The sequence below is a fragment of the Bradyrhizobium sp. FW305-F6 genome, assembly GCF_058782905.1.
Map to the genome: position 1 here is coordinate 367,602 of NZ_JBYSYD010000004.1, position 24,830 is coordinate 392,431.

General features: G+C 65.5%; 26 protein-coding genes and 1 tRNA gene. 14 read left to right on the forward strand and 13 right to left on the reverse strand.

Annotation, left to right across the window (positions count from 1 at the left end; all coding sequences use genetic code 11):
- Nucleotides 1–100 precede the first annotated feature (100 nt).
- Nucleotides 101–1,492: a M48 family metalloprotease gene (locus AC3WLX_RS26215; protein WP_291626637.1), complete on the reverse strand. Its 1,392-nt coding sequence runs from the start codon at nucleotides 1,490–1,492 to the stop codon at nucleotides 101–103.
- Between the two features lie 137 nt (nucleotides 1,493–1,629).
- Entirely contained in the window at nucleotides 1,630–2,400 is a 771-nt protein-coding gene (locus AC3WLX_RS26220; RefSeq protein WP_492338114.1) for a thermonuclease family protein, read from the reverse strand.
- A 342-nt stretch (nucleotides 2,401–2,742) separates the two neighbouring features.
- Here AC3WLX_RS26220 and AC3WLX_RS26225 point away from each other — a divergent pair, with 342 nt between their 5' ends.
- The 3 genes from AC3WLX_RS26225 to AC3WLX_RS26235 all read left to right on the forward strand — a co-directional run bounded on the left by AC3WLX_RS26225 (nucleotide 2,743) and on the right by AC3WLX_RS26235 (nucleotide 5,666).
- On the forward strand, nucleotides 2,743–3,948 hold the full coding sequence (locus tag AC3WLX_RS26225) for an ABC transporter substrate-binding protein (RefSeq protein WP_291626635.1): 1,206 nt from the start codon (nucleotides 2,743–2,745) through the stop codon (nucleotides 3,946–3,948).
- Nucleotides 3,949–4,125: 177 nt separating this feature from the next.
- Complete coding sequence (locus tag AC3WLX_RS26230) at nucleotides 4,126–4,917, forward strand: enoyl-CoA hydratase (protein WP_492338115.1); 792 nt, start codon at nucleotides 4,126–4,128, stop codon at nucleotides 4,915–4,917.
- Between the two features lie 2 nt (nucleotides 4,918–4,919).
- Complete coding sequence (locus AC3WLX_RS26235; RefSeq protein ID WP_492338116.1) at nucleotides 4,920–5,666, forward strand: VOC family protein; 747 nt, start codon at nucleotides 4,920–4,922, stop codon at nucleotides 5,664–5,666.
- Nucleotides 5,667–5,850: 184 nt separating this feature from the next.
- Here AC3WLX_RS26235 and AC3WLX_RS26240 read toward each other — a convergent pair whose 3' ends face one another.
- The 3 genes from AC3WLX_RS26240 to AC3WLX_RS26250 form a co-directional block, all read right to left on the reverse strand.
- Nucleotides 5,851–6,663 carry an enoyl-CoA hydratase/isomerase family protein gene (locus AC3WLX_RS26240; RefSeq protein ID WP_492338117.1) on the reverse strand — a complete coding sequence of 271 codons (813 nt, stop codon included), beginning with the start codon at nucleotides 6,661–6,663 and terminating at the stop codon, nucleotides 5,851–5,853.
- Nucleotides 6,664–6,860: 197 nt separating this feature from the next.
- Nucleotides 6,861–8,021 (reverse strand): acyl-CoA dehydrogenase family protein, encoded by a 1,161-nt coding sequence (locus AC3WLX_RS26245; RefSeq protein ID WP_291627271.1) that lies wholly within the window; start codon nucleotides 8,019–8,021, stop codon nucleotides 6,861–6,863.
- Between the two features lie 16 nt (nucleotides 8,022–8,037).
- Complete coding sequence (locus tag AC3WLX_RS26250; RefSeq protein ID WP_492338118.1) at nucleotides 8,038–9,102, reverse strand: acyl-CoA dehydrogenase family protein; 1,065 nt, start codon at nucleotides 9,100–9,102, stop codon at nucleotides 8,038–8,040.
- A 243-nt stretch (nucleotides 9,103–9,345) separates the two neighbouring features.
- On the opposite strand from AC3WLX_RS26250, the gene AC3WLX_RS26255 reads away from it, so the two are divergent.
- Nucleotides 9,346–10,131, forward strand: a complete 786-nt coding sequence (locus AC3WLX_RS26255) for an SDR family NAD(P)-dependent oxidoreductase (RefSeq protein ID WP_492338119.1) — start codon at nucleotides 9,346–9,348, stop codon at nucleotides 10,129–10,131.
- A gap of 179 nt (nucleotides 10,132–10,310) precedes the next feature.
- Here AC3WLX_RS26255 and AC3WLX_RS26260 read toward each other — a convergent pair whose 3' ends face one another.
- Entirely contained in the window at nucleotides 10,311–10,583 is a 273-nt protein-coding gene (locus AC3WLX_RS26260) for a GlsB/YeaQ/YmgE family stress response membrane protein (protein ID WP_492338120.1), read from the reverse strand.
- Nucleotides 10,584–10,611: 28 nt separating this feature from the next.
- Complete coding sequence (locus AC3WLX_RS26265) at nucleotides 10,612–11,190, reverse strand: YidB family protein (RefSeq protein ID WP_492338121.1); 579 nt, start codon at nucleotides 11,188–11,190, stop codon at nucleotides 10,612–10,614.
- Nucleotides 11,191–11,353: 163 nt separating this feature from the next.
- Between AC3WLX_RS26265 and AC3WLX_RS26270 the strand changes: the two genes are divergently transcribed.
- Both AC3WLX_RS26270 and AC3WLX_RS26275 read left to right on the forward strand, forming a co-directional pair.
- Complete coding sequence (locus tag AC3WLX_RS26270; RefSeq protein ID WP_492338122.1) at nucleotides 11,354–12,355, forward strand: 2-dehydropantoate 2-reductase; 1,002 nt, start codon at nucleotides 11,354–11,356, stop codon at nucleotides 12,353–12,355.
- Between the two features lie 19 nt (nucleotides 12,356–12,374).
- Complete coding sequence (locus AC3WLX_RS26275) at nucleotides 12,375–12,590, forward strand: hypothetical protein (RefSeq protein ID WP_492338123.1); 216 nt, start codon at nucleotides 12,375–12,377, stop codon at nucleotides 12,588–12,590.
- 190 nt (nucleotides 12,591–12,780) lie between these two features.
- On the opposite strand, the gene AC3WLX_RS26280 is transcribed toward AC3WLX_RS26275, so the two are convergent.
- Entirely contained in the window at nucleotides 12,781–13,404 is a 624-nt protein-coding gene (locus AC3WLX_RS26280; RefSeq protein WP_492338124.1) for a hypothetical protein, read from the reverse strand.
- 232 nt (nucleotides 13,405–13,636) lie between these two features.
- Here AC3WLX_RS26280 and AC3WLX_RS26285 point away from each other — a divergent pair, with 232 nt between their 5' ends.
- The 7 genes from AC3WLX_RS26285 (at nucleotide 13,637) to AC3WLX_RS26315 (ending at nucleotide 20,056) form a co-directional block, all read left to right on the forward strand.
- The gene (locus tag AC3WLX_RS26285; protein WP_492338125.1) at nucleotides 13,637–15,154 is read left to right on the forward strand and encodes an AMP-binding protein; all 1,518 of its coding nucleotides are present in this window, start codon (nucleotides 13,637–13,639) and stop codon (nucleotides 15,152–15,154) included.
- Between the two features lie 21 nt (nucleotides 15,155–15,175).
- Complete coding sequence (locus tag AC3WLX_RS26290; protein ID WP_492338126.1) at nucleotides 15,176–15,814, forward strand: RraA family protein; 639 nt, start codon at nucleotides 15,176–15,178, stop codon at nucleotides 15,812–15,814.
- A 26-nt stretch (nucleotides 15,815–15,840) separates the two neighbouring features.
- Nucleotides 15,841–16,212, forward strand: a complete 372-nt coding sequence (locus tag AC3WLX_RS26295; protein WP_291621693.1) for a cupin domain-containing protein — start codon at nucleotides 15,841–15,843, stop codon at nucleotides 16,210–16,212.
- A 48-nt stretch (nucleotides 16,213–16,260) separates the two neighbouring features.
- A complete protein-coding gene (locus AC3WLX_RS26300; RefSeq protein WP_492338127.1) occupies nucleotides 16,261–17,217 on the forward strand; it encodes a tripartite tricarboxylate transporter substrate-binding protein in 957 nt (318 codons plus the stop codon).
- A gap of 101 nt (nucleotides 17,218–17,318) precedes the next feature.
- Nucleotides 17,319–17,395 (forward strand) — tRNA-Arg (locus AC3WLX_RS26305).
- Between the two features lie 256 nt (nucleotides 17,396–17,651).
- Nucleotides 17,652–18,791 carry a DUF2252 family protein gene (locus AC3WLX_RS26310; RefSeq protein ID WP_492338128.1) on the forward strand — a complete coding sequence of 380 codons (1,140 nt, stop codon included), beginning with the start codon at nucleotides 17,652–17,654 and terminating at the stop codon, nucleotides 18,789–18,791.
- A gap of 125 nt (nucleotides 18,792–18,916) precedes the next feature.
- On the forward strand, nucleotides 18,917–20,056 hold the full coding sequence (locus AC3WLX_RS26315) for an amidohydrolase/deacetylase family metallohydrolase (RefSeq protein ID WP_492338129.1): 1,140 nt from the start codon (nucleotides 18,917–18,919) through the stop codon (nucleotides 20,054–20,056).
- A 36-nt stretch (nucleotides 20,057–20,092) separates the two neighbouring features.
- Here AC3WLX_RS26315 and AC3WLX_RS26320 read toward each other — a convergent pair whose 3' ends face one another.
- Complete coding sequence (locus tag AC3WLX_RS26320) at nucleotides 20,093–20,818, reverse strand: alpha/beta hydrolase (protein ID WP_492338130.1); 726 nt, start codon at nucleotides 20,816–20,818, stop codon at nucleotides 20,093–20,095.
- A 140-nt stretch (nucleotides 20,819–20,958) separates the two neighbouring features.
- Here AC3WLX_RS26320 and AC3WLX_RS26325 point away from each other — a divergent pair, with 140 nt between their 5' ends.
- Nucleotides 20,959–21,939, forward strand: coding sequence for a helix-turn-helix domain-containing protein (locus tag AC3WLX_RS26325; protein WP_492338131.1), 981 nt, complete (start codon nucleotides 20,959–20,961; stop codon nucleotides 21,937–21,939).
- Nucleotides 21,940–21,955: 16 nt separating this feature from the next.
- On the opposite strand, the gene AC3WLX_RS26330 is transcribed toward AC3WLX_RS26325, so the two are convergent.
- From AC3WLX_RS26330 to AC3WLX_RS26345, 4 genes are read right to left on the reverse strand one after another with little or no spacing between them, the layout of a single operon-like run.
- A complete protein-coding gene (locus AC3WLX_RS26330; protein WP_492338132.1) occupies nucleotides 21,956–23,101 on the reverse strand; it encodes an acyl-CoA dehydrogenase family protein in 1,146 nt (381 codons plus the stop codon).
- A 13-nt stretch (nucleotides 23,102–23,114) separates the two neighbouring features.
- On the reverse strand, nucleotides 23,115–23,942 hold the full coding sequence (locus AC3WLX_RS26335; protein WP_492338133.1) for an SDR family NAD(P)-dependent oxidoreductase: 828 nt from the start codon (nucleotides 23,940–23,942) through the stop codon (nucleotides 23,115–23,117).
- Nucleotides 23,943–23,962: 20 nt separating this feature from the next.
- Nucleotides 23,963–24,373: a MaoC family dehydratase gene (locus AC3WLX_RS26340; protein WP_492338134.1), complete on the reverse strand. Its 411-nt coding sequence runs from the start codon at nucleotides 24,371–24,373 to the stop codon at nucleotides 23,963–23,965.
- Nucleotides 24,373–24,825, reverse strand: coding sequence for a MaoC family dehydratase N-terminal domain-containing protein (locus AC3WLX_RS26345; protein ID WP_492338135.1), 453 nt, complete (start codon nucleotides 24,823–24,825; stop codon nucleotides 24,373–24,375). The genes AC3WLX_RS26340 and AC3WLX_RS26345 overlap by 1 nt, the downstream gene beginning before the upstream one ends.
- Nucleotides 24,826–24,830 lie beyond the last annotated feature (5 nt).

Below are 24,830 nucleotides of genomic sequence, written 5' to 3' on the forward strand. Positions count from 1 at the left end.
CACGCTTGCGCTTTGCCCACCCTACAGCAGCGCAATTTGCCGCTTGAGATCCCGGGTTCGCGCTAAGCGCGCCCCTGGATTGACGTGCGCTTAGCGCACGTCAATCCGCCACGATCTTCACGCGATCGCGCACCTTCACCTGCGCGGTGCGATCGAGGCCGTTCAGCACGCGGAAGCGCTCGGCGGGATGATCGACGCCGGCCATGCGGTGAGACAGCGATTCCACGGTGTCGCCGGGCTGCACGGTGATGACCTTGATGCGCAGCGGACGCGCGGCCTGGATCTCGTCGAGAGTCAGGCGGCGGAACGATTGGACCGTCTCGCGCGCATTGCGCTCGCTCTCGGTCGATTTCTGCCGTGTCGCGAAGATGAAGCGGTAGACGTCGCTGCCGAACCGCAGCGCATAGACCTTGAACTGCCACTGATCGCCCTTGGCGGTGGCGGACGCGGCCGGGAAGCCGTTGATGGTGAGGTCTTCGGTGGAGGCCTTCTCGACGCCTTCCATCCAGCCGGAGCTCAGATAGTCGCCGAGCGACTGCTCCGCCGGCACCCGCACCACGTCGAAGCGCATCGCCTGCGCACCGCCCTCGCGCACGCCGATCACGGCCTGCGCGGTGTTGTCGAGCGTGAAATTCTCCGGTGCCTGGAAGGTGAAGCCGAGCTTCGGATGCAGGAAGCGGCGGCCGCGAACGAAACCTTCGCTGGGGTCCTCGCCGTAAACGAGGTTGTCGATCGCTGCGAGATAGCTTTCGCGGTCGCGCTCGGCGCCTTCGGGCGCCGTGTATTGCCGCGCGATGTTCTGCGCGTTCTGCACGCGTTCGGGGGTCGCCGGGTGCGAGGAGGTGAAATCCTGCGCGCGCGGATCGAGCGAGCTCTTGCCGACCTTCAGCTCGGCATTGCGCTCCATCGCCGAGAGGAAGCGCGCCGCGCCATAGGGGTCGAAATGCGCCTTGGCGGAGATGCCGACGCCGATGCCGTCGGCCTCGAGCTCCTGCTTGCGCGAGAAGCTCGCCATTGTGAGCTTGGTCTTGGCGAGTGCGAGCGCGGTGAGATCGGGATCATTGCTCATGTCGGTGACGACACGGGTCACGATCGCGGCCTGGCGGGCCTGGTCCTCGCGCATCGCGGCGTGCTTGGACAGCACATGCGCCATCTCGTGGCTGAGCACCGAGGATAATTCCGAGGTGTCGCTCGCCAGCGCCAGCAGGCCGCGCGTGACATAGAGCTGTCCGTTCGGCAGCGCGAAGGCATTCACCGCCCCGGAATTGAGGATGGTGACCTTGTAGCCCTGGTCGGGACGCTCGGAGGCGGCGACCAGGCGGTCGACGGTCTTGCTGACGAGCGCCTCGAGCCTGGGATCGTCATAGGTCCCGCCATAGTTCGCCAGGATGCGCTCATGCTCCTTTTCGGTGGCGGGGGTTTGCGCGACGGCGGGCCTCGGCTTGGGCATCGCCACGGCTGGCGGCGTCGCAGCGGTCTGGAACCGGCCCATGTCGCCACAGCCAGCGAGAGCCGTGCAAAGGACAAGGCACAGCGCAGCCGGCGCCGCCCGCAGACGGCGGGGGCCATCACCTCGTTCGTGCCGCTCTAGCACCCCATTCACGTCGCTTAACCCGTGCCTGGCCTGATCTAAGGCCTTACCCCTGCCGGCTCGTTTGCGCCCAGCAACTCGACCTGCCCTATGAGGCGCACATCAATCCGTGGCCCCGTATTCCCCTCGACCCAGCCCCGGACTCGAATGCGCTTACGTTCCAAGGACTTGACGGCTATTCCGGCCGTTTCGAACGCCGGCAAAGTGCGCCTTGAGATAGTCACCGCAAAGCCGCGTGTCCAGTTCTGTCCAAAGTTCAGGTAGGTCGTTGCCCCAGCCTGCCGGACCGAAAGGACCTTACCCTCAACCACCGCAAAACGCCCGATCTCCGCCAAAATATCGTCGGGACTTTCCGCGTTTTTTATGGCCGACGGGTCAGCCCAGCTGCCCATTTTTTGGCGTCGCGCCGCTGCTTCGGACGCCATCAGCGCGACCGCGCAGTCCTTGTCCGTGATCTCGGCGGAGACCAGCGCCTCGCCCCGGGCGAGCAGCATGGCCTGCACGGAGGTCTCGCTCCCGCCGATGAAGACCAGCGCGCCCTGGCGGCCGTAACGGTCCGGCGTGTCGTCAGTGCTCCGCAATGTCACCTCCCGTCCGGGCAACAGTGAGGTCAGAGCCTGCTTCGTCGTCGCGGTCGGCTCGATGCCCGAAAGGCGGATCTCGCGCCCGTCATCGAGGCGCACGCCGCGCGCATCGACGATGGCCGCGACGCGGCCTTCGCCTTGCGCTTCGAATTGGCAGGGCGCTGCGAACGCGGCGTGACCTACGACGAGAAGAATTGCGACGATGAGATGAGGCAGTCGCGTCACGTGACCCGGGGAGGTTGCGTTACGCGTCGATCTTAACTCGAACGGCGTGTGAGGCGAAGGGGCTTCCTTACTTCCGTCATTGCGAAGGCAGCGAAACAATCCAGATTCCCTCCGCGGAAAGATTCTGGATTTACTTCGCTGCGGTCGAAACGACGCGGAGACATCGTGCATCCTCTTGCCATTCCGTTTTGCGGAAAGCATGCGCGACGATCATCAGCGCCTCGCTTGCTGCGCTCTTGCGCATGCGGCATGATTGCGGCAATAGCGATGGCCAACAGATATCACCAAGAGCAATAACCAAGCCGCCATCAGAGCACGGCGCGATAAGGGAGGTCTTTTTCGATGAAGCACATTCTGTCCGGCATTTTTGCCGCCGCGTTTGCCCTCAATGCTAGCGCCGCGCAGGCCCAGGACAAGCCGCCGCTGAAGATCGGCGGCATCCTCGACATGTCGAGCCTGTATGCCGACATCACCGGTCCCGGTAGCGAGACCGCGGCCAAGATGGCGGTGGAGGATTTCGGCGGCGAGGTGCTGGGACGCAAGATCCAGGTACTGGCGGCCGACCATCAGAACAAGGCCGATCTCTCCGCCAACATCGCCCGCGACATGCTCGACAACCAGGGTGTCGAGATGATCTACGACGTCGCGGCCTCCGCGACCGCGCTTGCCGCCGGCGAGATCGCGAAGGCGCGCAACAAGATCATCATGTTCAACGGCCCCGGCTCGATCCGTCTCACAAACGAGGCCTGCGGCCCCTACACCATTCACTACGTGTTCGACACTTACGGCCAGGCCAACGTGACCGGCCTTGCGGCGGTCAAGTCGGGCCTGGACAGCTGGTACTTCCTCACGGCCGATTACGCTTTCGGCCAGGATCTGGAGAAGGACACCAGCGCCGTCGTCACCAAGACCGGCGGCAAGGTGCTGGGCAGCGTGCGCCATCCGCTCAACACGTCTGACTTCTCGTCCTTCCTGCTCCAGGCCCAGGCCTCCAAGGCCAAGGTGATCGGGCTCGCGAATGCCGGCGGCGACACCATCAACGCCATCAAGCAGGCGGCGGAGTTCGGCATCACCAAGGGCGGCCAGAAGGTCTCGCCGCTGCTCGCCTTCGTCACCGATATCGACTCGATCGGGCTCGAGACCGCGCAGGGCCTGCTGCTGGCCGAAGCGTTCTACTGGGATCTCAACGACGACACGCGCGCATTCTCCAAGCGCTTCATGGAGCGCACCAAGCGGGTGCCGACCTCGGCGCAGGCCGGTGTCTATTCCTCGATCACGCATTATCTGAAGGCTGTGAAAGCGGCCGGCACGACCGACGCCGCGACGGTGATCAAGGTGATGAAGGAGACGCCGATCAACGACTTCTTCGCCAAGGGCGGCAAGATCCGCGAGGACGGCCGCATGATCCACGACATGTACCTGTTCGAGGTGAAGAAGCCGTCGGAGTCCAAGGGCCGCTGGGACGATTACAAGCTGCTCGCCACGGTGCCGGGTGCCGAGGCGTTCCAGCCCTTGGAGCAGTCGCGCTGCCCGCTCGTGAAGAAATAAGGGCGTGAGCCGTCGCGGTGACGCGCACACCCAACAATAGGTCGTCATCCCGGGGCTCGCGCAGCGAGAACCCGGGATCCATCGAGCGGCAATGACGGTTGAGGAATGGATTCCGGGTTCGCGCCAAGGGGCACGCCACGGAATGACGGAGTAAAAACAAACAAGGGGAGACGCCGCATGAGCAACGACATGGTCCTGCAGAAGCTCGAAGGCGGGCTGCTCACCATCACGATGAACCGGCCAGAGCGGAAGAACGCGCTCAATCCCGAGATGGTCTCCGGGCTTGTCGAGGCGGCGCGGCGCGCGGCTGACGATCCCGACGTGCGGGCGGTGCTCTTCAAGGGCGCCGGCGGCTCGTTCTGCGTCGGCGGCGACGTCAAGTCGATGGCGGCCGGCCGCGCGCCGTTGCCGTTCGAGCAGAAGCTGGCAAACCTCCGCCGCGGCATGGAGGTCTCGCGCATCCTGCACCAGATGCCGAAGCCCGTGGTGGCGCAGCTCGATGGCTCGGCCGCCGGCGCCGGCCTGTCGATGGCGCTGTCCTGTGACCTCCGCATCGCCAGCGAATCCTGCAAGATCACCACCGCCTTCGCCAAGGTCGGCTTCTCCGGCGATTACGGCGGCACCTATTTCCTGACGCAGCTGCTCGGCAGCGCGCGGGCGCGCGAGCTCTATTTGATGTCGCCGGTGCTCACGGCCAGGGAAGCCCACGCCATCGGCATGGTGACCAAGGTCGTGCCCGACGCCGAGATCGACACGGCCGCGCACGAGCTTGCGCTGTCGCTGGCGCAGGGCCCCTCGATCGCGCTTGGCTTCATCAAGCGCAACATCAACAATGCCGAACACCTGGCGCTCGAGGACTGCTTCGACGGCGAGGCGATCCATCACACCCGCTGCGGCGACACCGAGGACCACAAGGAGGCCGCAAAGGCCTTCGTCGAGAAGCGCAAGCCGACCTTCAAGGGCGCATGACCATGGCGCCCTATATCCGGCTGCGGCAGATCTGCCTGGTGGCGCCGCAGCTCGAACCCGTGATCTCTGACATTGCGGAGATCATGGGCCTTGGCGTCTGCTATCGGGACGGCAATGTCGCGAAATACGGCCTCGAGAATGCGCTGCTCCCGGTCGACACGATCCTGCTGGAGGTGGTGGCGCCGTTCAAGGACGGCACAACCGCCGGCCGCTTCATCGAGAAGACCGGCGGACGCGGCGGCTACATGGCGATCTTCTGCTGCAACGATCCCGACGAGCGCGGCCGCCATGCAAACGCCATCGGCGTGCGCACCGCCAACGTCATCGACCACGCGCCCTATCACGGCGTGCAGCTCCATCCCCGCGACTGCCGTGCTGCGTTCATCGAGTTCAACCACACCGAAGGCAGCGACGACATTCTGGGCCCCTATCCGCCGGCGGGCCCGGACTGGCAGAAGTTCATCCGAAAGGATGTGACGCAGGCGCTGACGTCGGTGGAAATGCAGAGCCCGGATCCGCAAGGGCTGGCGGAGCATTGGGGCAGGATCATTGGAATTGCGCCGAGCGGTGACGAGCTGAAACTGCCGAACGCAACCATTCGCTTCGTGAAGGGCGCCAGCGAGATCATGAGCGCGCTGGAGTTTCGTGTGATCGACGTGACGCGCGTGTTGCATGCCGCGAAGGCGAAGGGGTTCGCGGTTGAGGGGAACGAATTTTTGTTGGGTGGCGTGACGTTCCGCGTGAGTTGAGTGAGCTGCACCCTCGCCTCTTGTGGGAGAGGGTGGCTCGCCGCGTAGCGGCGAGACGGGTGAGGGGTCTCTCTCCGCGAACTCATCTTGTGCAGTCGAATTCGCTGAAAAAACCCCTCATCCGGCGCTTCGCGCCACCTTCTCCCACAAGGGGAGAAGGAAGAACAGGACATTCACCGCGCGCTCACCGCCCCTTGAAATTCGCCGCCCGCCGCTCTTCGGTCGCCTTTACGCCTTCCCTGAAGTCTTCCGTCGCGCGCAGCCTCGTCTGCTCGGCGAGCTCGTGATTGGTCGCAGCCATGACGCGGTCGGCGAGGCCATTGCGCATCGTGGCCCGGGTGGAGAGCAGGCCGAGCGGGGAGCATTCGGCGATCTCGCCGGCCAGCTTCATCGCGGCCGCCTTGACCTGGTCCTGCGGCACCAGCTCGTTGGCCAAGCCCCACTTCACGGCCTCCTCGCCGGTGACGCGGCGGCTGGTGTAGAACATCAGCTCGGCGTTGTTCTTGCCGATTAGCTCGGGCAGCGTCACGGTCAGACCGAAGCCGGGGTGAAAGCCGAGCTTGGTGAAGTTCGCGGAGAAACGCGCCTCGGGACAGGTGACGCGGAAATCGGCGGAGACCGCGAGGCCGAGTCCGCCGCCAATGGCCGCGCCCTGCACCGCGGCGACGATCGGCTTCTTGGCGCGGAAGATGCGCACGGCCTGGATGTAGAGATGGTTGATCGGGCCGAGGCTGTCGGCCGGGTCGCCCTTCTTCTCGGCCTCGCGCGCCTCCTGTTCCTGACGGGCCGGATCGCCGAAATTCGCGCCGGCGCAGAACGCCTTGCCCTGCGCGGAGAGAACGGTGCTGCGGATCTCGATGTCGCGGTCGAACTCTTCCAGCGCCTCCGCGATCTGGTTGATCAGCGAGATGTCGAAGAAGTTCAGCGGCGGGCGGCGGATCTCGATGGTGCCGACATGCCCGACCTTCTCAACGCCGATATCTTTGTAAGTGCTCATTACTTGCCTCCAGTAACTCGATGTATCGGTAGCGAAGAACCACCTCTCCCATAGGGAGAGGTCGGCGCGGAGCGCCGGGTGTGGGGCTGCGGTCCCTCATAAGAGCAGAACCCCTCACCCGATTTGCTGGCGCAAATCGACCTCTCCCTATGGGAGAGGTGGACGGAGCGAGCCGCGATCGTGTCGTTCATCGAAACCTACCGCAAGCCGAGTCCGCGGGCGATGATGCCGCGCAGCACCTCCGTGGTGCCGCCCTGGATGGTGAGCTTCGGTGCGGTCTTGATGGCGAAGTCGAGTTGCCGCTCCAGCGTCTCGCGGTTGGTCGCGGTCTCCTCGACGAAGGCGGCGAGATCGCGCACGCGGTGCGGCAGCTGCTGCTCCCACACCGTGCCGATGTCCTTGACGATAGACGCCTCGACCACCGGCTCCTTGCCGGCTTCCAGCATGCCGGCCACCGAGACCGACATGCGCCGCATGGTGTGGAGCTGCGCGACCAGGCGCCCGATGCCTTCGGCGCTGCGGGTGTCGGGATTGGGGCCGACCGCGCGCACCAGCTCGGTGAGCACGTAATAGGTTTCGAGGAAGCGCTCGGGGCCCGACCGCTCGTAAGCGAGCTCGCTCGTCGCCTGCTTCCAGGCGCCGTCGACCTCGCCGAGCACGTGGTCGTCGGGGATGAAGTGATCGGTGAACACGACCTCGTTGAATTCGTATTGGCCGGTGATCTGGCCGATCGGGTTCACCTTGATGCCGGGCTGCTTCATCTTGACCAGGAACTGGGTCAGGCCGTGACGGCGGTTTTCCTTGGTCGGCGGCGAGGTGCGGAAGATCGCGATCATGTAGTCGGCGATGTGCGCCGACGAGGTCCAGATCTTGGTGCCGTTGATGAGGTAGCCGCCGTCGGTCCTGGTCGCGCGCGTCTTCGCGGCGAACAGGTCGGAGCCGGAGTTCGGCTCGCTCATGCCGATGGCAAAGCAGACCTCGCCGCGACAGATGCGCGGCAGGATGTCCATCTTGACATGCTCGGGAGCGTATTTCAGCAACACCGGGCCGCTCTGGCGGTCGGCGACGAAGAAGCGCCGCGTCGGCGCGTTGGCGACGCGCATTTCCTCGGTCACCACGTAACGTTCGAGGAACGAGCGCTCCTGGCCGCCGTACTTTTTCGGCCAGGTCATGCCGAGCCAGCCCTTGGCGCCGACCCGGCGGGAAAATTCCGGCGCGTCGGTGTCTTCGCGGTTGGGCTGGTGCGGATCGAACGTGCCGGCGGCGATCTCCTCGGCGAGGAAGGCGCGCACTTCCTTGCGCAGCTGCTCGCACTTCTCGGGCAGGCGGATCGGATCGAAACGGAGGGCGGCGGTCATGTGTTTCTCTCCTCGATCAGCGCGACGCCACGAGCGGCCACAATTCGTCGGCGCCGCGGTTTGCGACCAGCTTGCCGAGCTCGACCGCCCAGTAGCTTTCCGAGCCGAAATCGTCGCGCCAGGCCAGCGCGCGCAGCGAATAGCGGTGCAGGATATGCTCCATGGTGAAGCCTATCGCGCCGTGGACCTGATGCGCGATGGCCCCGCCTTTCTCCGCGGCCTCGGCGCAGCGGATCTTGGCGGAGGCGGCTTCGAGATAGACCTCGTCATCAAATGATGTCGCATTCGCGATGGCGTCAGCCGCGGAGGTCGCGGCCGCAAGCGCCGCGGCGGACTCGCCGGCGAGGCGCGCGAGATTGTGCTGCACGGCCTGGAATTTCGAGATCTTCTTTTCGAAGGCGACGCGCTCGTTGGAATAGCGCACGGAGATGTCGAGCATGGATTCCAGCGCGCCGGCGATCTGCAGGCTGCGCGCGACGCCGCCCATCAGCATCAGATGAGTCTGCTCAAAGCCCTTCGGCGCGGGCTTGATGGTGACGGGCTGGACTTTGTCGAGCGTCACGGTGTCGCTGTGGTCGTAGCCGACATTCAGCCCGGCTTCGATCCGCGCCTTGGCCGCGTCGACCAGCGCAATGGAAACGCCGTCCTTGCCATGCGCGAGCACGGCAAAATGCTTCGCGCTCTTCGCGAAAGGCACGCCGCGCGCGCGACCCGAGAGCGCGCCGTCGGCATCGAGTGTGATGCGGTCCTTCGGCGACGCCGGCAGCACCGTCATCTCGCCCTCGGGCGAGGTGATCTTGGCCTGCGCCAGCAGCCAGCCCGCCAGCATGGTTTCGGCCAGCGGCACCGCGACGGCAAAACGGCCGGCGGCGTTCAGCAACGCAAAACCGTCGGCGAGGCTCGCGCCGGAGCCGCCGAGATCATCCGGCACCCAGGCCAAGGGTAGGCCGGCTTCGCTCAGCGCCTGCCACAGCGGCGCCTGCCACGTGCCCTTCTTGTCGTTGTTGATGGTTTGCGGATCGGCGAGATCGGCGAAGATCTTCTCCGCGGTCTCGACGACGATATTGTCACTCTCCGCCACAGCGTTCCCCGTATCTTGCCATTGGCGCGTCCTGTTCCGACGGGCGCGCGACCTCTTCTTGCGCCGGATGATCCGAAAAAGCCATGGCCCTGACAAGCGTTGACCGCAGACCAACCTGCGGCGTGGGCATGGGACGTCACCCGTCTGGGCTAATTCCGCTTAGCGGAGTTTGCTCGATTTGCAGGGCGCGGCAAACTCGTTAAACAAGTCGCGGAAGATCAGAGCCACGGGAAGGACAAAGGGATGGCCAAGGACAATCTGTGCGCAATCGTGACGGGGTCGGCCTCCGGCCTTGGCGCGGCAACGGCGGAAATTCTCGCTCGGAGCGGAGCGCGGCTCGTCATCAACTATTCGTCGAGCCAGAAGGAGGCCGAGGCCACGGCCGAGCTCTGCCGCAAGGCCGGCGCCGCGGAAGTCCTGGTCGCGCAAGGTGACGTCTCGAAGGATGAGGATTGCCGCAAGATCGCCGCGGCCGCCAGCGGCTGGGGCCGGCTAGACATCCTCGTCAACAATGCCGGCACCACCAAGCACGTCGCGCACGCCGACCTCGACGGATTGTCGGCGGAAGATTTCCAGCGGGTCTATGGCGTCAACACCATCGGGCCATTCCAGATGGTGCGCGCAGCGCGCAGCCTGCTCGAAGCCGCCGCGAAGGCTTCGGGGCGGCCGTCTGCGGTGGTCAACGTGTCCTCGGTCGCCGGCATCAGCGGCGTCGGCTCCTCGATCGCCTATGCCGCGAGCAAGGGCGCGCTCAACACCATGACGCTATCGCTGTCGCGCGCGCTGGCGCCGCTGATCCGCGTCAACACGGTATGCCCCGGCTATATCGACACGCCCTGGTTCACCAAGGGCCGTGGCGAGGCCGGCGCCAAGCAGGTGCGCGACAGCGTGGTGGCGAAGGTGCCGCTCAAGGTCGCATCGTCAGCGGAAGACATCGCGCAGCTCGTCTGCTTCCTGGCGATGCCGGCGTCCAGCAACATGACCGGCGAGGTCGTGCGCATGGATGCGGGGATGCATTTGATCACGTGATGAACGCATCCTCGCGTCGAACTCAGTCGTCGTCCCCGCAAAGGCGGGGACCCATAGCCCCAGGGAGGCGTTTGACGAACATTCGGAGTCATCAATATTCGCCAAACTCCTCCCTGGGGGTATGAGCCCGGATCTGCGCGCGCTTGGGGCGCGTTTGTCCGGGACGACACCGCATATAGTCACCCCTTGATTACGCCGCTCGCCACCAGCCGGTGCCAGATGAACAGCACCACCACCGCGCCGATGGTCGCGGTGATGAAGCCGGCGCCCTGGTCGGGGCTATAATGGCCGATGGCCTGCCCGATGAAGGTAGCCAGAAACGCGCCGGCGATGCCGAGGATGGTTGTGAGGATGAAGCCGCTCGGATTGTTCGGCCCCGGCGCGAGCCAGCGCGCGATGAGGCCGGCGATGAAGCCGACCAGGATGATCCACAACAGGCCGCCCATGCTCATGCCCGTGCTCCCCTCTCTCTGACGATGATCATATCCGATCCGAGAGCTCGTTCTCTGTCGGCAGCCGTCCGTCCGGCGTCAAATGGTCGATCACCTCTGGCAGATACTGGCTGAGGCCGGAGAGCAGATCCTCGCGCGACAGGCCGCTCTGGGCGGACAGGCTGTCGATCTGGTCGGCACCGAGCGCGCTGGCGAGATCGCCCGGCGCAATCGGCTTGTTCTCGCCCTTGCCGACCCAGGAATTCGCAACCTCGCCCTGGCCGCCCCTCTGGAGCTGGTTGAGCAGATCGCCGAGCCCGCCGCTGATCACGGTCCCCGCCGCTCCGCCCGCAAGCAGACCGCCGAGGCCGCCCTTGAGCAGATCGCCGAGACCGCCGCCCGGTCCGCCTGCATTCGCCTGCGTCGGAGGCGGCAGCGGCGAGCGCGGCTGCTGGGCGGGCGCCGCGCCGGGCTGGCCTTCCGTCAAATGCTTGAATGCCTTCCAGGCGAGCAGGCCGAGCAGCGCCATGGTCATCGGCGACATGCCGCCGGAGGATTTCTCGGAGCTCGGTGTGCTCTGGCCGCGCGGGCCGTTCTGCATGCCGTTGAGGACGTCGAGTAGACCCATGGTGCTCTCCTTTGGCGTCTCGTTCGGCGAGCGCTCGCCGCTGACTGCCCCCCGGGTCAAAAACATATGGGGCACGCATGACCGTTACAAGTCGGATGCGCCGCGATTGGTTGTCGGCCGCGTCTCTGCTATCGAAGGCCGGTCATTCAGGGAGTGAGTTTCGGTGATTGCGGATCGACCGATCGTGGTGGCCGGCGCTGGTGCCATCGGCTGTTTCGTCGGCGGCATGCTGGCCGCCAGCGGCCGCCGCGTCGCGCTCCTGGTGCGGCCGCGGGTGAAGTCCGAGATCGAGCGGTTCGGCCTGTGTCTGACCGATTTCGACGGCTCCGAGAACAAGCTCGATGCGGGTCGACTGGCGCTGTCGGAGGATCCCTCCATCTTCCATAGCGCCGGCATCGTGCTGGTGACGGTGAAGAGCGCTGACACCGCCGCCGTCGCCGCGCAGATCGCGCAGCATGCGCCCGAGGATGCCGTCATCGTCTCGCTGCAGAACGGCGTCGGCAATGTCGCGGTGCTGCGGGAGCGGCTCGGCGACCGGTCCGTGCTGGCCGGCATGGTGCCGTTCAACGTGATCGCAATGGGCGAGGGCCGCTTCCACCGCGCCACCTCCGGGGACATTCATATCGGGGAGGATGCGGAGAACACGGCCGGCAAGCTCTCGGTCGCCGGCCTCACGATGCGCGCCAGCGGCGACATCACCGGCGTGCAATGGGGCAAGCTGATCATCAACCTGAACAACGCGCTCAGCGCGCTGTCGGACATGCCGCTCGCCGCGCAACTGGCCAGCCGCGACTGGCGCCGGCTGTTCGCCGACCAGATGGCCGAGGGGCTGGCCGTGCTGAAGGCGGCCGGCATCGTGCCGGTGTCGTCGACGCCGATGCCGATGAGCTGGTCTCCGACCCTGCTCCGGCTGCCGGATGCGATCTTCAACGCGATCCTGGGACGGACCATGAAGATCGATCCCGAGGCGCGCTCCTCGATGTGGCAGGACCTGAAGCAGGGCCGCAAGACCGAGATCGACTATCTCCAGGGTGCGATGATCGCGCTCGCCGAACGGAACAATGTCGGCGTGCCGCTGATGCGCCGCATTGTTGCGCTGATCAAGGACGCCGAGGCGGCCGGCAAAGGTCCGCTTCGTCTGACACCGCAGCAGATCCGCGGGTAGTGCCCGAAGGAGGAACACGATGAAACGTCGTCTTGTGATCGGGATCGCGCTGACCGCGCTCTGCGGTTCGTCAACGCTCGCCTATGCAAGGCCGCCGACGGTGATGAACTCACCTGGCTATGACAGGCGATTGCAGGAGAGCCGGTCGCAGATGGGCAGTTCGCCGATAGTGACCGAGCCAGCGCCGGCACCGGTGGCGAAACCGAAGCGCAGCAAGAAGAAGCGCACGAACTGACGCTGCATTCTCCGCTGTCATCCCGGACAAACGCGCCAAAGCGCGCGCAGATCCGGGACCCATAGCCAAAGGGAGACGTTTGGCGAAGGCTCGGAGTTACCGGCTCGCCCCACAACCACTTCCTGTGGTTATGGATCCCGGATCTGCGCTTACGCTTGTCCGGGACGACAGCGGCGTGTTTGGCCGCAGCTCAGCCCTTCTTCGCCGGCTTGCTCGGTGTGGGGTTGAACAGCTTCTTCAGATCGTTGAGGCTTTCCGACAGCCGCGGCCACTCACAGGAGAAGGAGCCCTTGGCGCAAGGCGCGGCCTTCGGTCGCGCGACGGCGGACTGCTGCACCTTCGGCCGCTCGACGGGGATCGGCACGCGCGCGGTCTCGGTGCGCAGCGCGACCTGTTGAAGCTGCTGCAACTCCTGTTCCTGCTGCTCGCGCTGCTGACGCGCCATCGCCTGTGCCGCTTCGTTGCTGCGGCGCTGGTTGGCGAGGTAGGCCGTGTAGGCTGCGTCGATCTTCTTCTGCTCCTCCGGCGTCGGATTGGGCCCGGCGATGTCGAAGGTGCGATCCTGCAGGAAGTCGTAATAGGAATAGCCGCCACCCGGCTTGCGGCGGCCGGCGAACTTGGCGTTACAATCGGCGAGCGCTGCCGTCTTCTCTGCCTTGCTCGCGGCTTTCTCGGCGGCGTCGGCGCATTCCTCGAAGTCAACCGGTGCGCGCTTCCACCATTGCGCCTCGGCATGCCCATGCGTCAGCAGGACAAAACCTGCTGCGGCCACGGCGAGCGGCGCCGCACGACGCGATGTTACGACCGACGACATTCTACAAGAGCATTCCTTGCGCAACTCAACCCAAACTGAGTCGAGCCGGATTTTTGCCTCTTTATCGCCGGCTTGTCACCCATGGAACCCAGGAAATTCATGGCTGCAATGCTGACATTTTATGCTTGACGTGGCGTAGGAGTCACAGCGCCCTGGCGCCAGGCTGATACACTCGTCCCGCGAGCGCCCTCGCTCCTTGCGGCGACGCCAAGAACACAAATGGAAACGCCTGATGTTGCTGCCGCTCTCCGATGTGCCGCGCTGGTACGCTGAACGCAAACCACACGGCACGATCGCCGTCCGTCACGGGCAGGACACGCTGACCTGGGACGCGCTCGAGCGCGGCGCCAACCGCCGCGCGCGGGCGTTCGTGGCCAAGGGCGTCAAGCCCGGCGATTTCGTCGCGATCGGATTGCCGAACGGCAACGCGTTCTTCGAGACTTCCTTTGCGGTGTGGAAATGCGGCGCGACGCCGACCTCGCTGTCATGGCGGCTGCCACGCGGCGAAGCTGCTGCCGTGCTCGACATCCTCAAGCCGGCGCTGGTGGTCGGCGGCGAGGCCGACTGGAATGCGCCGAACCGGTTGCCCGCTGACTTCGTGCCGCAAGGCTTCTCGGATGAGCCGCTGACGCCGCCGGTGGCGCGATACTGGAAGGCGATGACATCAGGCGGCTCGACCGGCCGTCCCAAGGTGATCCTCGATCACCAGCCGGCCGTGACCGACACCGCGGCCGCGCCGCCGCTCAATATTCCCTCCGGCGTCTCGCTGCTCAATCCCGGTCCGCTCTACCACAATGCGCCCTTCATCGTCTCGCACTACGCGCTGTTCGTCGGCGGCCAACTCACAGGGCTGACCAAGTTCGACGCCGAGGAGACGCTGCGCCAGATCGAGCGCGAGCGCGTGCAATGGGTCAATTTCGTGCCGACCATGATGCACCGGATCTGGGCGCTGCCGGAGAGCGTGCGCAACTCCTACGACCTGTCGAGCCTGCAGACGGTCTTCCACATGGCCGCGCCGATGCCGCCATGGCTGAAGGAAAACTGGATCGCCTGGCTCGGACCCGAGCGGGTGTGGGAGCTCTATGGCGGCACCGAGCGACAGGGCGCCTGCATCATCTCCGGCACCGAATGGCTGACGCACAAGGGCTCGGTCGGCAGGATCGGCGATATGGCGCGCCTGCGCATCATCGGCGAGGACGGCAAGGACGTAGCGCCGGGCGAGATGGGCGAGATCTACTTCCTCAACAATGACGGCAAGGACGCCACTTATCACTATCTCGGCGCCGAGCCGAAGCGCCGCGCCGACGGCTGGGAATCGCTCGGCGATATCGGCCGGCTGGATGCCGAAGGCTATCTCTATCTCGGCGACCGCCTCGCCGACATGGTGCTGCGCGGCGGCGCCAACATTTATCCGGCCGAGGTCGAGGCCGCGGTGTCCGAGGCTCCCGGCGTGCGCTCCTGTGTCGTGGTGGGCCTGCCCGATCCGGAATTGGGCCAGCGTGTGCATGCCATCATCGAGCCGGAGCCCGGTGCCGACGGCCAGGCCATTGCCGACGCCATGGCGGATTTCCTCAAGGACCGGCTCAGCCGCTACAAGCATCCCGAAAGCTTCGAGTTCGTCAGCGCCCCGCCGCGCGACGATTCCGGAAAAGTTCGCCGCACCCTGTTGCGCGATGAGCGCGCGGCGTGGATGAAGGAGGGGCGCGCCTTCCGGATCTTGCCGTCGAAGGCCCGGGCGCATGCCGAATGAGACGAGCAAGGAAGGATTGACATGACGATCACCATCGCGGCGAACAGCGTGCCGAAGCCGCCGGCCGAGATCATCGAGGGTTTCAGGGGCGCGCCGACGTCGGTGATCTCGGACAATCTCGCGCGGCTGCCGGGCGCGGTCGGCTTGAAGCCCTATCACCGCGGCGGCAAGCTGGTGGGGACCGCCTTCACCGTGCGCACGCGCCCCGGCGACAATCTCGCCATCCACCGCGCGCTGGACCTGGTCGGGCCGGGCGACGTCATCGTGGTCGACGGCGGCGGCGACGAGAGCCGCGCGCTGGTCGGCGAAATCATGAAGAACATCGCGCAGTGGCGCAAAGCGGAAGGCTACGTCATCGACGGCGCGATCCGCGATGTCGCAGCCTTCGCGGCGGACGACTTTCCCTGCTATGCGCGCGCGGTGATCCACCGCGGTCCCTACAAGAACGGCCCCGGCGAGATCAACGTGCCCGTCACCATCGGCGGCAGCGTGATCTCGCCCGGCGACATCGTGGTCGGCGATGAAGACGGCGTGGTGTCGTTTCCCGCCGCCGGTGCCGCCGCGCTGCTGGAGGCGGTCCGCGCCCAGGTCGCCCGCGAAGAAGAAACGCTGAAGGCAATCCGCGAGGGCCGCTACCAGGGCTCGTACGGCAAATCCTGATCAGACGAGCGCAAAGGGAGGACGGCGTGAGCCAGAAGGAAGAATTTCACAATCTCGATGACGCCAGCGACGGGCTGTTTCGCGAACTCGCGGCGGGCGTGACGACGCGCATCTTCTCCGGCGAGCAGGCGATGCTGTCGGTGGTGACGCTGGCGCCGCATGCGCAGGGCACGCTGCATCATCACCCCGAGGAGCAATGGGGCGTGCTGCTCGACGGCTCCGCCATCCGCGTCCAGGGCGACGAGGAAATCGCGGTAAAGAAGGGCGATTTCTGGCGCACGCCGGGTAACGTGCCGCACACCATGCGCGCCGGCCCCGAGGGAGCCCGCGTGCTGGACATCTTCAGTCCACCTCGGCCAGAATACAGAAAAGCAGGGTCGGGCTTCGGAACGACCTGAAAGCGCCAAAGAGCAATAAGCCGGGCGCAACAACAACGGGAGGGGACCATGACGATCACACGACGCACGCTGCTGGCCGCACCGGCCATTCTGGCACTGACGCCGGCGATGGCGCAGGCCGGCAAGATCACGCTCGTGGTGCCGTTTCCGCCGGGCGGATCGACCGATGCCATGGCGCGGCTGCTGCAGAGCAGCCTGCAGACCAAGCTCAACCGCATCGTCGTGGTCGAGAACAAATCGGGCGCGGCTGGCGCGCTCGGCGCGGCGCAGGTCGCCAAGAGCCCGGCCGACGGCACGACCTTCCTGGTCACCTTCGATTCCCACGCCGTGATTCCGTCGATCCTCGACAAGCCGCCGGTCGATGTCGAGCGCGAGCTGATGCCGGTCTTGCTGATCGGCACCGCGCCTTACGTGATCGCGGCCGGCGCCGGCCGGCCCTACAAGCGCTTTGGCGACGTGGTCGCCGCCTGCAAGGCGAGCCCGGGCGCGGTGAAATACGCCTCGGTCGGCATCGGCACGCTCGGCCATCTCGCCATGACCGTGCTTGGCAGCAAGGCCGGCGTCGAGATCATGCACGTACCTTATCGCGGCGGCGGTCCGGCGATGAACGACGTGCTCGGCGGTCATGTCGACCTCATCGCGGGATCGGCCGCATTGGTCGCCGCCCAGCTCGGCACGAATATGCTGCATCCGGTCCTGCAGCTCGGCCGCGAGCGGCTGCCGGCGCTGCCTGAGACGCAGACTGCGATCGAGGCGGGCTTTCCGGATTTCGAGACGCTGGCCTGGTGGGGCATCTTCGCCCCCACGGGCACGCCGCCGGATGTCGTCGCGGCCTTCGCGGCGGCGTCCAAGGAGATCCTGAGCGAGCCCGCAACCGCAGCCCAGCTGAAGGAGACGCAGCACATGACGCTGTTGCTCCAGGACGGCGCCGCCTTCAAGACCTTCTTCGACAAGCAGGTCGCCACCTGGGGCAAGGTGGTGAAGGACAACAATATCAAGGCGTAGGCGCGCGGCCGATGGCCGCTTTGATCGAGGCGAGGGCTTCCGATTCGGCCCTCGCTTTGATATGTAGACCCTAGGCAACCCGCCTCGCCGGCGGGTTCCGCGGTCCCGTAGCTCAGCCGGATAGAGCGGCGGTTTCCTAAACCGTAGGTCGCATGTTCGAGTCATGCCGGGATCGCCATTTTTTCAGATGCTCGACGTGATCGCTGGCCGATCCCGGGCGGGTCTGCATCGATCTCCCAACAATTTGGCCCGCCCTCGTGTTTGCCCGCGGTCCCGCGGCTGATGGAGCGAGGGCACATCATCCGGGCTGGTGGAACATTCGCGGCGGAGCTATTCTGCTCGCTTTGTGATTGAATATTTGGAGCCTGCGTTGCGGTTTGCCGCGGTCATTGTGCAGGCTCGCTTATCATCGCTCGCTTCAGGAAGCTCTCGCCGTGATCAAGCAAACGCCAAGCAGAAGCAGCGGGATCGGGCCGCGTTCCTTTCTAGACGACAACAAGGCGTTCGAGCGCTGGCTGCGCTCTCAATGCAAGGTCGTCGAGCCGGACCTCGACAAAAAGCACAAGAAGATGAAGGAGGACCCGTTCGTCTTCCTTCGCGCAACTTTCTTCCGCTGGGCGAGGTGTATCGAAGCGCTGTGCCCGGGCCTGAGTAAAGCGCCGCGCGTGTTGTCCGTGGGCGATATGCATATCGAAAATTTCGGGACCTGGCGCGACGCCGAGGGGCGCCTCGTCTGGGGCGTCAACGATTTCGACGAGGCCGCGATCATTCCCTATCCCTTCGATCTCGTGCGCCTCGCGGCAAGCGCCCGGCTTGCGCCCAAGGCCAAGAAAAAGAAGGGTCGGGCCATGACCCACATCGGCAACGGCGACGCCGCAAAGGCGATTCTCGACGGTTACAAGAAGGGTCTGCGGCATCCGAGGCCCTCGCTTCTGGATGAAGACGCAAGCTGGATGCGCGAGTTCGTTGTCTGCACCGACGAAGAGCGTGCGGAGTTCTGGGATGATGTGAAGAAATACCGCCGCAAGGGGGCGCCGCTGCCGGTGCCGGCTCCCGTCGCCGCGGCGCTCCACAAGAATCTGCCGCGCGGCGCCGCGTTCAGTCACTTCGCGACACGTTCGGCAGGAGTCGGCAGTCTGGGCCGCCCGCGCTTCGTCGCCATCGCCGACTGGCGCGGTGGCCAGGTCGTCAGGGAGGCGAAGGCCCTGGTGTCGTCGGCTTGGGACTGGGCCCATGACATGCAGGGCAAGTCTCGATTTCTGAAGCTCGCGCGCGGGCTGTATCGAGCTCCTGATCCGCACCTGACGGTCCAACGCCAAAGCGGCTTCGTGATCCGGCGCATCGCTCCCGATTCGCGGAAGATCAATCTTGGTGATCACGCGAATATGGGGCTGGAGCTCAAGCTGCTCTACGCCATGGGCTTCGAGGTCGGCGCCATTCACGCGGCGAGGGGCGCGTCGAAGAGGATCGCCGACGACCTGGACGAGCGCGATCGCGATTGGCTTCATGCCGCTGCAAAGGCCGCTGCCGCGTTCGTCGAAAAGGATTTCGGTGAATGGCGCAAGCACGGCTGATCGATATCAGGCGGCCTTGTTCGGAATCATCCCGGCGTTTTGCTTGGTTGGTGCAAGATTTGCTATAGGCGGGAAGGCGGCCCCTGCGCGTGGCCCCCGCAACGCCTGCCTATCCGGAGACCCCAATGCCTTTCGATCTGATCCTGCGCGGTGGCCGCGTGGTCGATCCCTCGCAAAAGCTCGATGCCGTGACCGATGTCGCCTTTGCCGATGGCAAGGTCGCTGCGATCGGCACCGGGCTCAAGGCCGATCCGGGCACGCAAGTCCGTGACGTCTCGCAGTTCATCGTGACGCCCGGACTGATCGATCTGCACACCCATGTCTATTGGGGCGGCACCTCGCTCGGCATCGATGCCGAGGAGTTCTGCCGGCTCTCCGGCGTCACCACGGCGGTGGACACCGGCAGCGCCGGGCCCGGCAATTTCGCCGGCTTCCGCAAGCACGTGATCGAGCCGAGCGAGGTCCGCATTCTCGCTTACCTGCACGTCTCGCATGCCGGCATCTTCGGCTTCTCGCACCGGATCATGGTCGGCGAGAGCGAGGAGCTGCGGCTGATGAATCCGATCGAGGCGGCCAAGGTGGCCGATGCCAATCGCGATCTCATCGTAGGCATCAAGGTGCGCGTCGGATTGCACTCCTCGGGCACGTCGGGGGTTGTGCCGCTCGATATCGCGCTCGAGGTTGCGAACGAGGTCGGCATGCCCTTGATGGCGCATATCGACCATCCGCCGCCGAGCTATGAGGAGGTGCTGGCGCGCCTGCGTCCCGGCGACGTGCTGACCCACGCATTCCGCCCTTTCCCGAATACGCCGGCGACGGCGCAGGGCACGGTGAAGAAGGCGGTGCTGGACGCGCGCGAGCGCGGCGTGCTGTTCGACATCGGCCACGGCAAGGGCTCGTTCGCGTTCAAGACCGCGCGCGCGATGCTCGCCAACGGTTTCTATCCCGACACCATCTCCTCCGACATTCATCAGCTCTGTATCGACGGCCCGGCCTACGACCAGGTCACGACCATGTCGAAGTTCCTGTGCATGGGCATGGAGCTGCCGGATGTGATCGCGGCCTCGACCGTGAACGCGGCGATGGCGCTGCGCCGCCCCGAACTCGGCAGCCTCAAACCCGGCAGCGTCGGCGATGCCACGCTGATCTCGGTTCGGCAGGGCCAGTTCGACTATGAGGACGTCGTCGGCGAGCATTTGATCGGCGATCGCAAGATCGTCTCGGAGGGCGTCGTTATCGGCGGCCGCTGGTGGCATCCGAATTGAGCGGCCGACGATCGCGAGCGGGCCCAGGGCGCGCCGTCAGTCGCGTCCCGCCTCCATGATCGCCCTGGCGAGCCGTGCCGGATCGGAGAAGCACAGCTCGTGGCTTCCCGGCACCTGCACCAGGCGGAACAGGCCGAGCTTTTCCGACAGCCGCGGATGCCAGGGATGGCTGTGCGGCATCGCGGTATCCTCGGTGCAGTTGATGTAGGATTTGGCCAGCTGCATCTCCGCCGGATTGGCCTTGAGCGCGATCTTGTCGGTGAAGGTCGCCAGCGGATGCGGGTTGAGCACGTCATAAGCGCGCTGCGCCGTCTCCAGATCGGCATCGTTGATGAACGCCTCGCGCCAGATTGGAAATGGCAAGACTACCGAGCCGTCGCCGCGCTCGGCCGCGATCGCGTCGAACAGCCCGACATAGTGCGGCGGCACCATGTCGTTGAGACATTCGCCATTGTTGGGCACGAAAGCATTCCAGTAGACCAGGCGGCGGATGCGCTCCGGCGCGAGGTCGGCGACCCCGGTGATGACCATGCCGCCATAGGAATGGCCGAGCAGGATGACGTCCTTCAGATCGTTTTCGGCGAGATAGTCCGCGATCGACTGGATCGCCTCCTTGAGCCCTGTCGTCTTGGCGTCGCCCGGACGGTTGCCCCTGATGGTGGGGGTATGGACCTGATGGCCGGCCGCGCGGATCGGCGCTGCCACGGGCTCGAACTCGGCACCGGTGTGCCAGGCGCCATGGACGAGAACGTAGGTCGACATGTTGTGGCTCCTCCCGAGGATATGGTTAGATCGAGGCCGCGCTAATCCGGCCGGTGCGTCGCTGCCGCGCGTCAATTGTGGACTGGCGGCTGGTTTGGCGCTTGGCTGGGAGTGAACCGGATTGGTCTCGGAGTGAACCGATGCAGCAGATCGAGCGCGCCGTCCCCTCACGTCAATCGGCCTGGAATACTGCGGGCGTGCGGCCGGCCGAGCAATTCGCCTATTATCGTGAGGCGATCTGCCAGGCCTTCATGAATCTGACGCCCGAGCCGGCGGCCGCAGCCGGCTTTCCCGCCAGCGTCGAACACGTCCGCCTCGGCGATGCCGCGATCAACCGCGTCAGCTTTCCCGAGCACGTGGTGCGGCGCTCCGCGGCCGACATCGCGGCATCCGACCGCAGCTGCTTCTACCTCAATTTGAAGCTGGCCGGCCGCTGCCGCATCCTGCAGGATGATCGCGAGATCAGCCTTTCGTCGGGACAGGTCGGCATCTTCGACAGCGATCGGCAGTTCGCGCTTCTGCACGACCGCGGGCCGCAATTGCGCGTTGCCTCGTTCTGGGTGCCGGCTGAGCTGTTGCGCGAACGGTTGCCGGCCTCGTTCGATGTCGCGGCGGCTCGCGTCTCGGACGATCCCTATGTCGGCCATCTCATCGCCGAGACCGCGCGCACTCTCAGCGACGGCGCGCTGCGCATGACCGAGGAGGAGGGCGTGCTTCTGTTCCGAGCGCTGATCGAGCTGGTCGCCGTGAGCATGTCGCGGCGCAGCCAGGCAGGCGCTGCGGAATCTGAAAGTCTCGCCGATGCAACAGCGCTGGCGGTGAAGCGTGCCATTCACCGGCGGCTCCGCGAGCCCGGACTTGCGGTCGCCGATATCGCCGGCGTCGTCGGCATCAGCGAGCGCTACGTCCACAAGCTGCTGGCGCGATCGGGCTCGAGCTTCACTGAATACGTCATGGCCCACCGGCTCGACGGCGCGGCGCGGGATCTCGCCGATCCCGCGATGGCGGATCGTGCGATCGGCGCCATCGCGTTTGACTGGGGTTTCTCGGATCTCTCCCACTTCACCCGGCGTTTCAAGCAGCGCTTCGGCTGCCGGCCGCGCGACCGGCGTGCGCGATGATCTACAGAAACCTGATCTACAGGGATCTGGCGATCAACAGCTTCATGATCTCGTTGGTGCCGCCATAGATCTTCTGGATGCGGGAATCGATGAAGATGCGCGAGATCGGGTATTCTTGCATGTAGCCGTAGCCGCCGAACAGCTGCAGGCATTCGTCCGCAGTCTCGACCTGTTTCTCCGAGCACCAATATTTGGCCATCGAGGCCGTGACGGTGTCGAGATCCCCAGCGATCAGGCGCTCGATGCACCAGTCCACGAAGACGCGCGCGATCATCGCTTCCGTCTTGCGCTCGGCCAGCGTGAAGGCGGTGTTCTGGAAGTCCATCAGCGGCTTGCCGAACGCCTTCCGCTCCTTGGTGTAGTCCGTCGTGAGCTTGACCGCGCGTTCCATCGAGGCGACGGCGCCGACCGCGAGCGCAAGGCGCTCCTGCGGCAATTGCTGCATCAGCTGGACAAAGCCCTGGCCTTCCTCCTTGCCGAGCAGGTTTTCCGGCGGCACGGTCACGTTGTCGAAGAACAGTTCCGAGGTGTCGGAAGCATGCAGGCCGATCTTGTCGAGGTTGCGCCCGCGCTTGTAGCCATCCGCGCCCGCGGTCTCGACCACGATCAGCGAAATGCCCTTGGCACCAGCGTCGCCGGTGCGCGCGACCACGATGACGAGATCGGCGGCCTGGCCGTTGGTGATGAACGTCTTCTGGCCGTTGATGACGTAGGAATTGCCCTGCTTCTTCGCCGTGGTCTTGACGGCTTGCAGGTCCGAGCCGGTGCCGGGCTCGGTCATGGCGATGGCGCCGACCATCTCGCCGGAAGCCATCTTCGGCAGCCAGCGCTTCTTCTGCTCCTCCGAGCCGTAATTGAGGATGTAATGCGCGACGATGGCGCTGTGCACGGAGACGCCCGTCGTCATCTCCGGCACCGTGCTTTCGAGGTCTTCCAGCACCGCTGCGTCATAGGCGAAGGTGGCGCCGAGGCCGCCATATTCCTCCGGCACGCTCGCCAGCAGCGCGCCCATCTCGCCGAGCCCGCGCCAGGCGAAGCGGTCGACCATCTTCTGCTCGCGCCATTTTTCGGCGTGCGGCGCCAGGTCCTTGGCGAGATATTTCCGGAACTGGTCGCGGAACGTGTCCAGTTCTTCGGTCATCCACGACGATCGGTATTGCATCAGCGCCTCGCTCTCAGACAATCAGGCCGCCGCCGGCGACGACCACCTGGCCGCTGATATAGTTGGATTCCGGGCTGCAGAACAGATAGACGGCATCGGCCGCCTCTTCCGGCGTGCCGCCGCGGCCGAGCGGGATCATCCGCGACATCGCGTCCAGCATCTGCGGCTGCACGCCGACCTTGATGTCGCGGCCGGCGACGTCGATGGTCTTCTGCTGGGCCTCGATGGGCTGGGTCAGGCGGGTGTTGATGAGGCCGAAGGCGACGCAATTGACGTTGACCTTGTAGCGGCCCCACTCCTTGCACATGGTCCGGGTCAGCCCGATCAGCGAGGCCTTGGCCGAGGAGTAGCTTGCCTGACCGGCATTGCCGTACAGGCCTGCGATTGAGGAGATGTTCACGACCTTGCGGAACACCTCGCGCCCTTCCTCGGCCTCCTTCCGGGCAAACACCCGGATCGGCTCGGCGGCCGCGCGCAGGATGCGGAACGGAGCGACCAGATGGACGTCGAGCATGGCCTGAAACTGCTCGTCCGTCATCTTTTGGATGGTGGAGTCCCAAGTGTAGCCGGCATTGTTGACGATGATGTCGAGCCCGCCGAACTTGTCCAGCGCGGCGCCGACGAAGCGGTCGGCAAAACCCGCCTCAGAGACGCTGCCGTTCATGGCGACGGCGTCGCCGCCGAGCGCCTTGATCTCCGCCACCAGGGCGTCTCCGGGCTCGGCGTCGAGGTCATTGACGACGACCCTGGCGCCTTCGTGCGCCAGCTTGAGTGCGATCGCACGCCCAATGCCGCGGCCCGAGCCGGTGACGAGCGCGACCTTTCCCTGCAGTTTTGCCATTCGAATGAGTTCCTTTGCTGTTACAGCGCGACGACAGCGCTGCCTTCGAGCTTGACCTCGCCGCGATCGTCCCGGGTGGTGAGCGCGAGCCGTGCACGGCGCTCGCCGCCCTCGGCGAAGAGCTCCGTCACGGTGCCTTCGCAAGTCAGCGTGGCGCCGAGCTGGGTAATCGCGACGAACCGGGTCGCGAAGCTGCGGAGCTTCGAGGGCGGCACCGCATCTGTCAGCGCCTGCCCGAGACAGGCCATCACCAGCATGCCGTGGGCGAGCACGTCGGGAAATCCGGCCGCCTTGGCGAAGTCGATATCGACATGGATCGGATTGTGATCGCCCGATGCGCCGCAATACAGCGCGAGCGTATGGCGGGTGATCGGCGGAAAGACCTTGTGGACGATACGGTCGCCGGCCTTGATGTCTGCGGATGCCGTCATCACGCCACCTCGTTGCGGACGACGATGGTGCGGGCAGTATCGGCGACATGCACGCCGTCCTGGTTGGTCACCTCGCACCGGATCCCGATCAGCGTCATTGCGCCGCCCTTCTTGTCCGTCACGCTGGCCACGCGTGGCCGGAACGTCAGGGTGTCGCCGACCAGAACCGGCGCGTGATAGACGAAGCTCTGCTCGCCATGCAGTACGCGGGCGAGATCGATGCCGAGCGCGCTGAACATTTCGAATGGGTCGTCGACGTCCATCATCTCCAGGCAGAACAGATAGGTCGGCGGCACCGGCATGCCGGTGAATCCGGCCGTCCGCGCCGCATCCGCGTTGCGGTAGACCGGGTTCTGTTCACCCAGCGTGTTGAGGAAGTAGCGGAGACGGCCCGGCTCCACGCGCGCGGTGACGGGCGTGAAGCTGCGCCCTACGGCGGACTGATCGACCATGCCGA

Bases quoted from the DNA above. Each gene is read 5' to 3' on its own strand.
- AC3WLX_RS26235 (WP_492338116.1), top strand. From the start codon at position 4,920: ATGGCGCCCTATATCCGGCTGCGGCAGATCTGCCTGGTGGCGCCGCAG.
- AC3WLX_RS26275 (WP_492338123.1), top strand. From the start codon at position 12,375: ATGAAACGTCGTCTTGTGATCGGGATCGCGCTGACCGCGCTCTGCGGT.
- AC3WLX_RS26280 (WP_492338124.1), bottom strand. From the start codon at position 13,404: ATGTCGTCGGTCGTAACATCGCGTCGTGCGGCGCCGCTCGCCGTGGCC.
- AC3WLX_RS26320 (WP_492338130.1), bottom strand. From the start codon at position 20,818: ATGTCGACCTACGTTCTCGTCCATGGCGCCTGGCACACCGGTGCCGAG.
- AC3WLX_RS26245 (WP_291627271.1), bottom strand. From the start codon at position 8,021: ATGACCGCCGCCCTCCGTTTCGATCCGATCCGCCTGCCCGAGAAGTGC.
- AC3WLX_RS26315 (WP_492338129.1), top strand. From the start codon at position 18,917: ATGCCTTTCGATCTGATCCTGCGCGGTGGCCGCGTGGTCGATCCCTCG.
- AC3WLX_RS26325 (WP_492338131.1), top strand. From the start codon at position 20,959: ATGCAGCAGATCGAGCGCGCCGTCCCCTCACGTCAATCGGCCTGGAAT.
- AC3WLX_RS26215 (WP_291626637.1), bottom strand. From the start codon at position 1,492: ATGGGCCGGTTCCAGACCGCTGCGACGCCGCCAGCCGTGGCGATGCCC.
- AC3WLX_RS26340 (WP_492338134.1), bottom strand. From the start codon at position 24,373: ATGACGGCATCCGCAGACATCAAGGCCGGCGACCGTATCGTCCACAAG.
- AC3WLX_RS26330 (WP_492338132.1), bottom strand. From the start codon at position 23,101: ATGCAATACCGATCGTCGTGGATGACCGAAGAACTGGACACGTTCCGC.
- AC3WLX_RS26230 (WP_492338115.1), top strand. From the start codon at position 4,126: ATGAGCAACGACATGGTCCTGCAGAAGCTCGAAGGCGGGCTGCTCACC.
- AC3WLX_RS26225 (WP_291626635.1), top strand. From the start codon at position 2,743: ATGAAGCACATTCTGTCCGGCATTTTTGCCGCCGCGTTTGCCCTCAAT.
- AC3WLX_RS26290 (WP_492338126.1), top strand. From the start codon at position 15,176: ATGACGATCACCATCGCGGCGAACAGCGTGCCGAAGCCGCCGGCCGAG.
- AC3WLX_RS26300 (WP_492338127.1), top strand. From the start codon at position 16,261: ATGACGATCACACGACGCACGCTGCTGGCCGCACCGGCCATTCTGGCA.
- AC3WLX_RS26240 (WP_492338117.1), bottom strand. From the start codon at position 6,663: ATGAGCACTTACAAAGATATCGGCGTTGAGAAGGTCGGGCATGTCGGC.
- AC3WLX_RS26345 (WP_492338135.1), bottom strand. From the start codon at position 24,825: ATGGTCGATCAGTCCGCCGTAGGGCGCAGCTTCACGCCCGTCACCGCG.
- AC3WLX_RS26285 (WP_492338125.1), top strand. From the start codon at position 13,637: ATGTTGCTGCCGCTCTCCGATGTGCCGCGCTGGTACGCTGAACGCAAA.
- AC3WLX_RS26260 (WP_492338120.1), bottom strand. From the start codon at position 10,583: ATGAGCATGGGCGGCCTGTTGTGGATCATCCTGGTCGGCTTCATCGCC.
- AC3WLX_RS26335 (WP_492338133.1), bottom strand. From the start codon at position 23,942: ATGGCAAAACTGCAGGGAAAGGTCGCGCTCGTCACCGGCTCGGGCCGC.
- AC3WLX_RS26265 (WP_492338121.1), bottom strand. From the start codon at position 11,190: ATGGGTCTACTCGACGTCCTCAACGGCATGCAGAACGGCCCGCGCGGC.
- AC3WLX_RS26255 (WP_492338119.1), top strand. From the start codon at position 9,346: ATGGCCAAGGACAATCTGTGCGCAATCGTGACGGGGTCGGCCTCCGGC.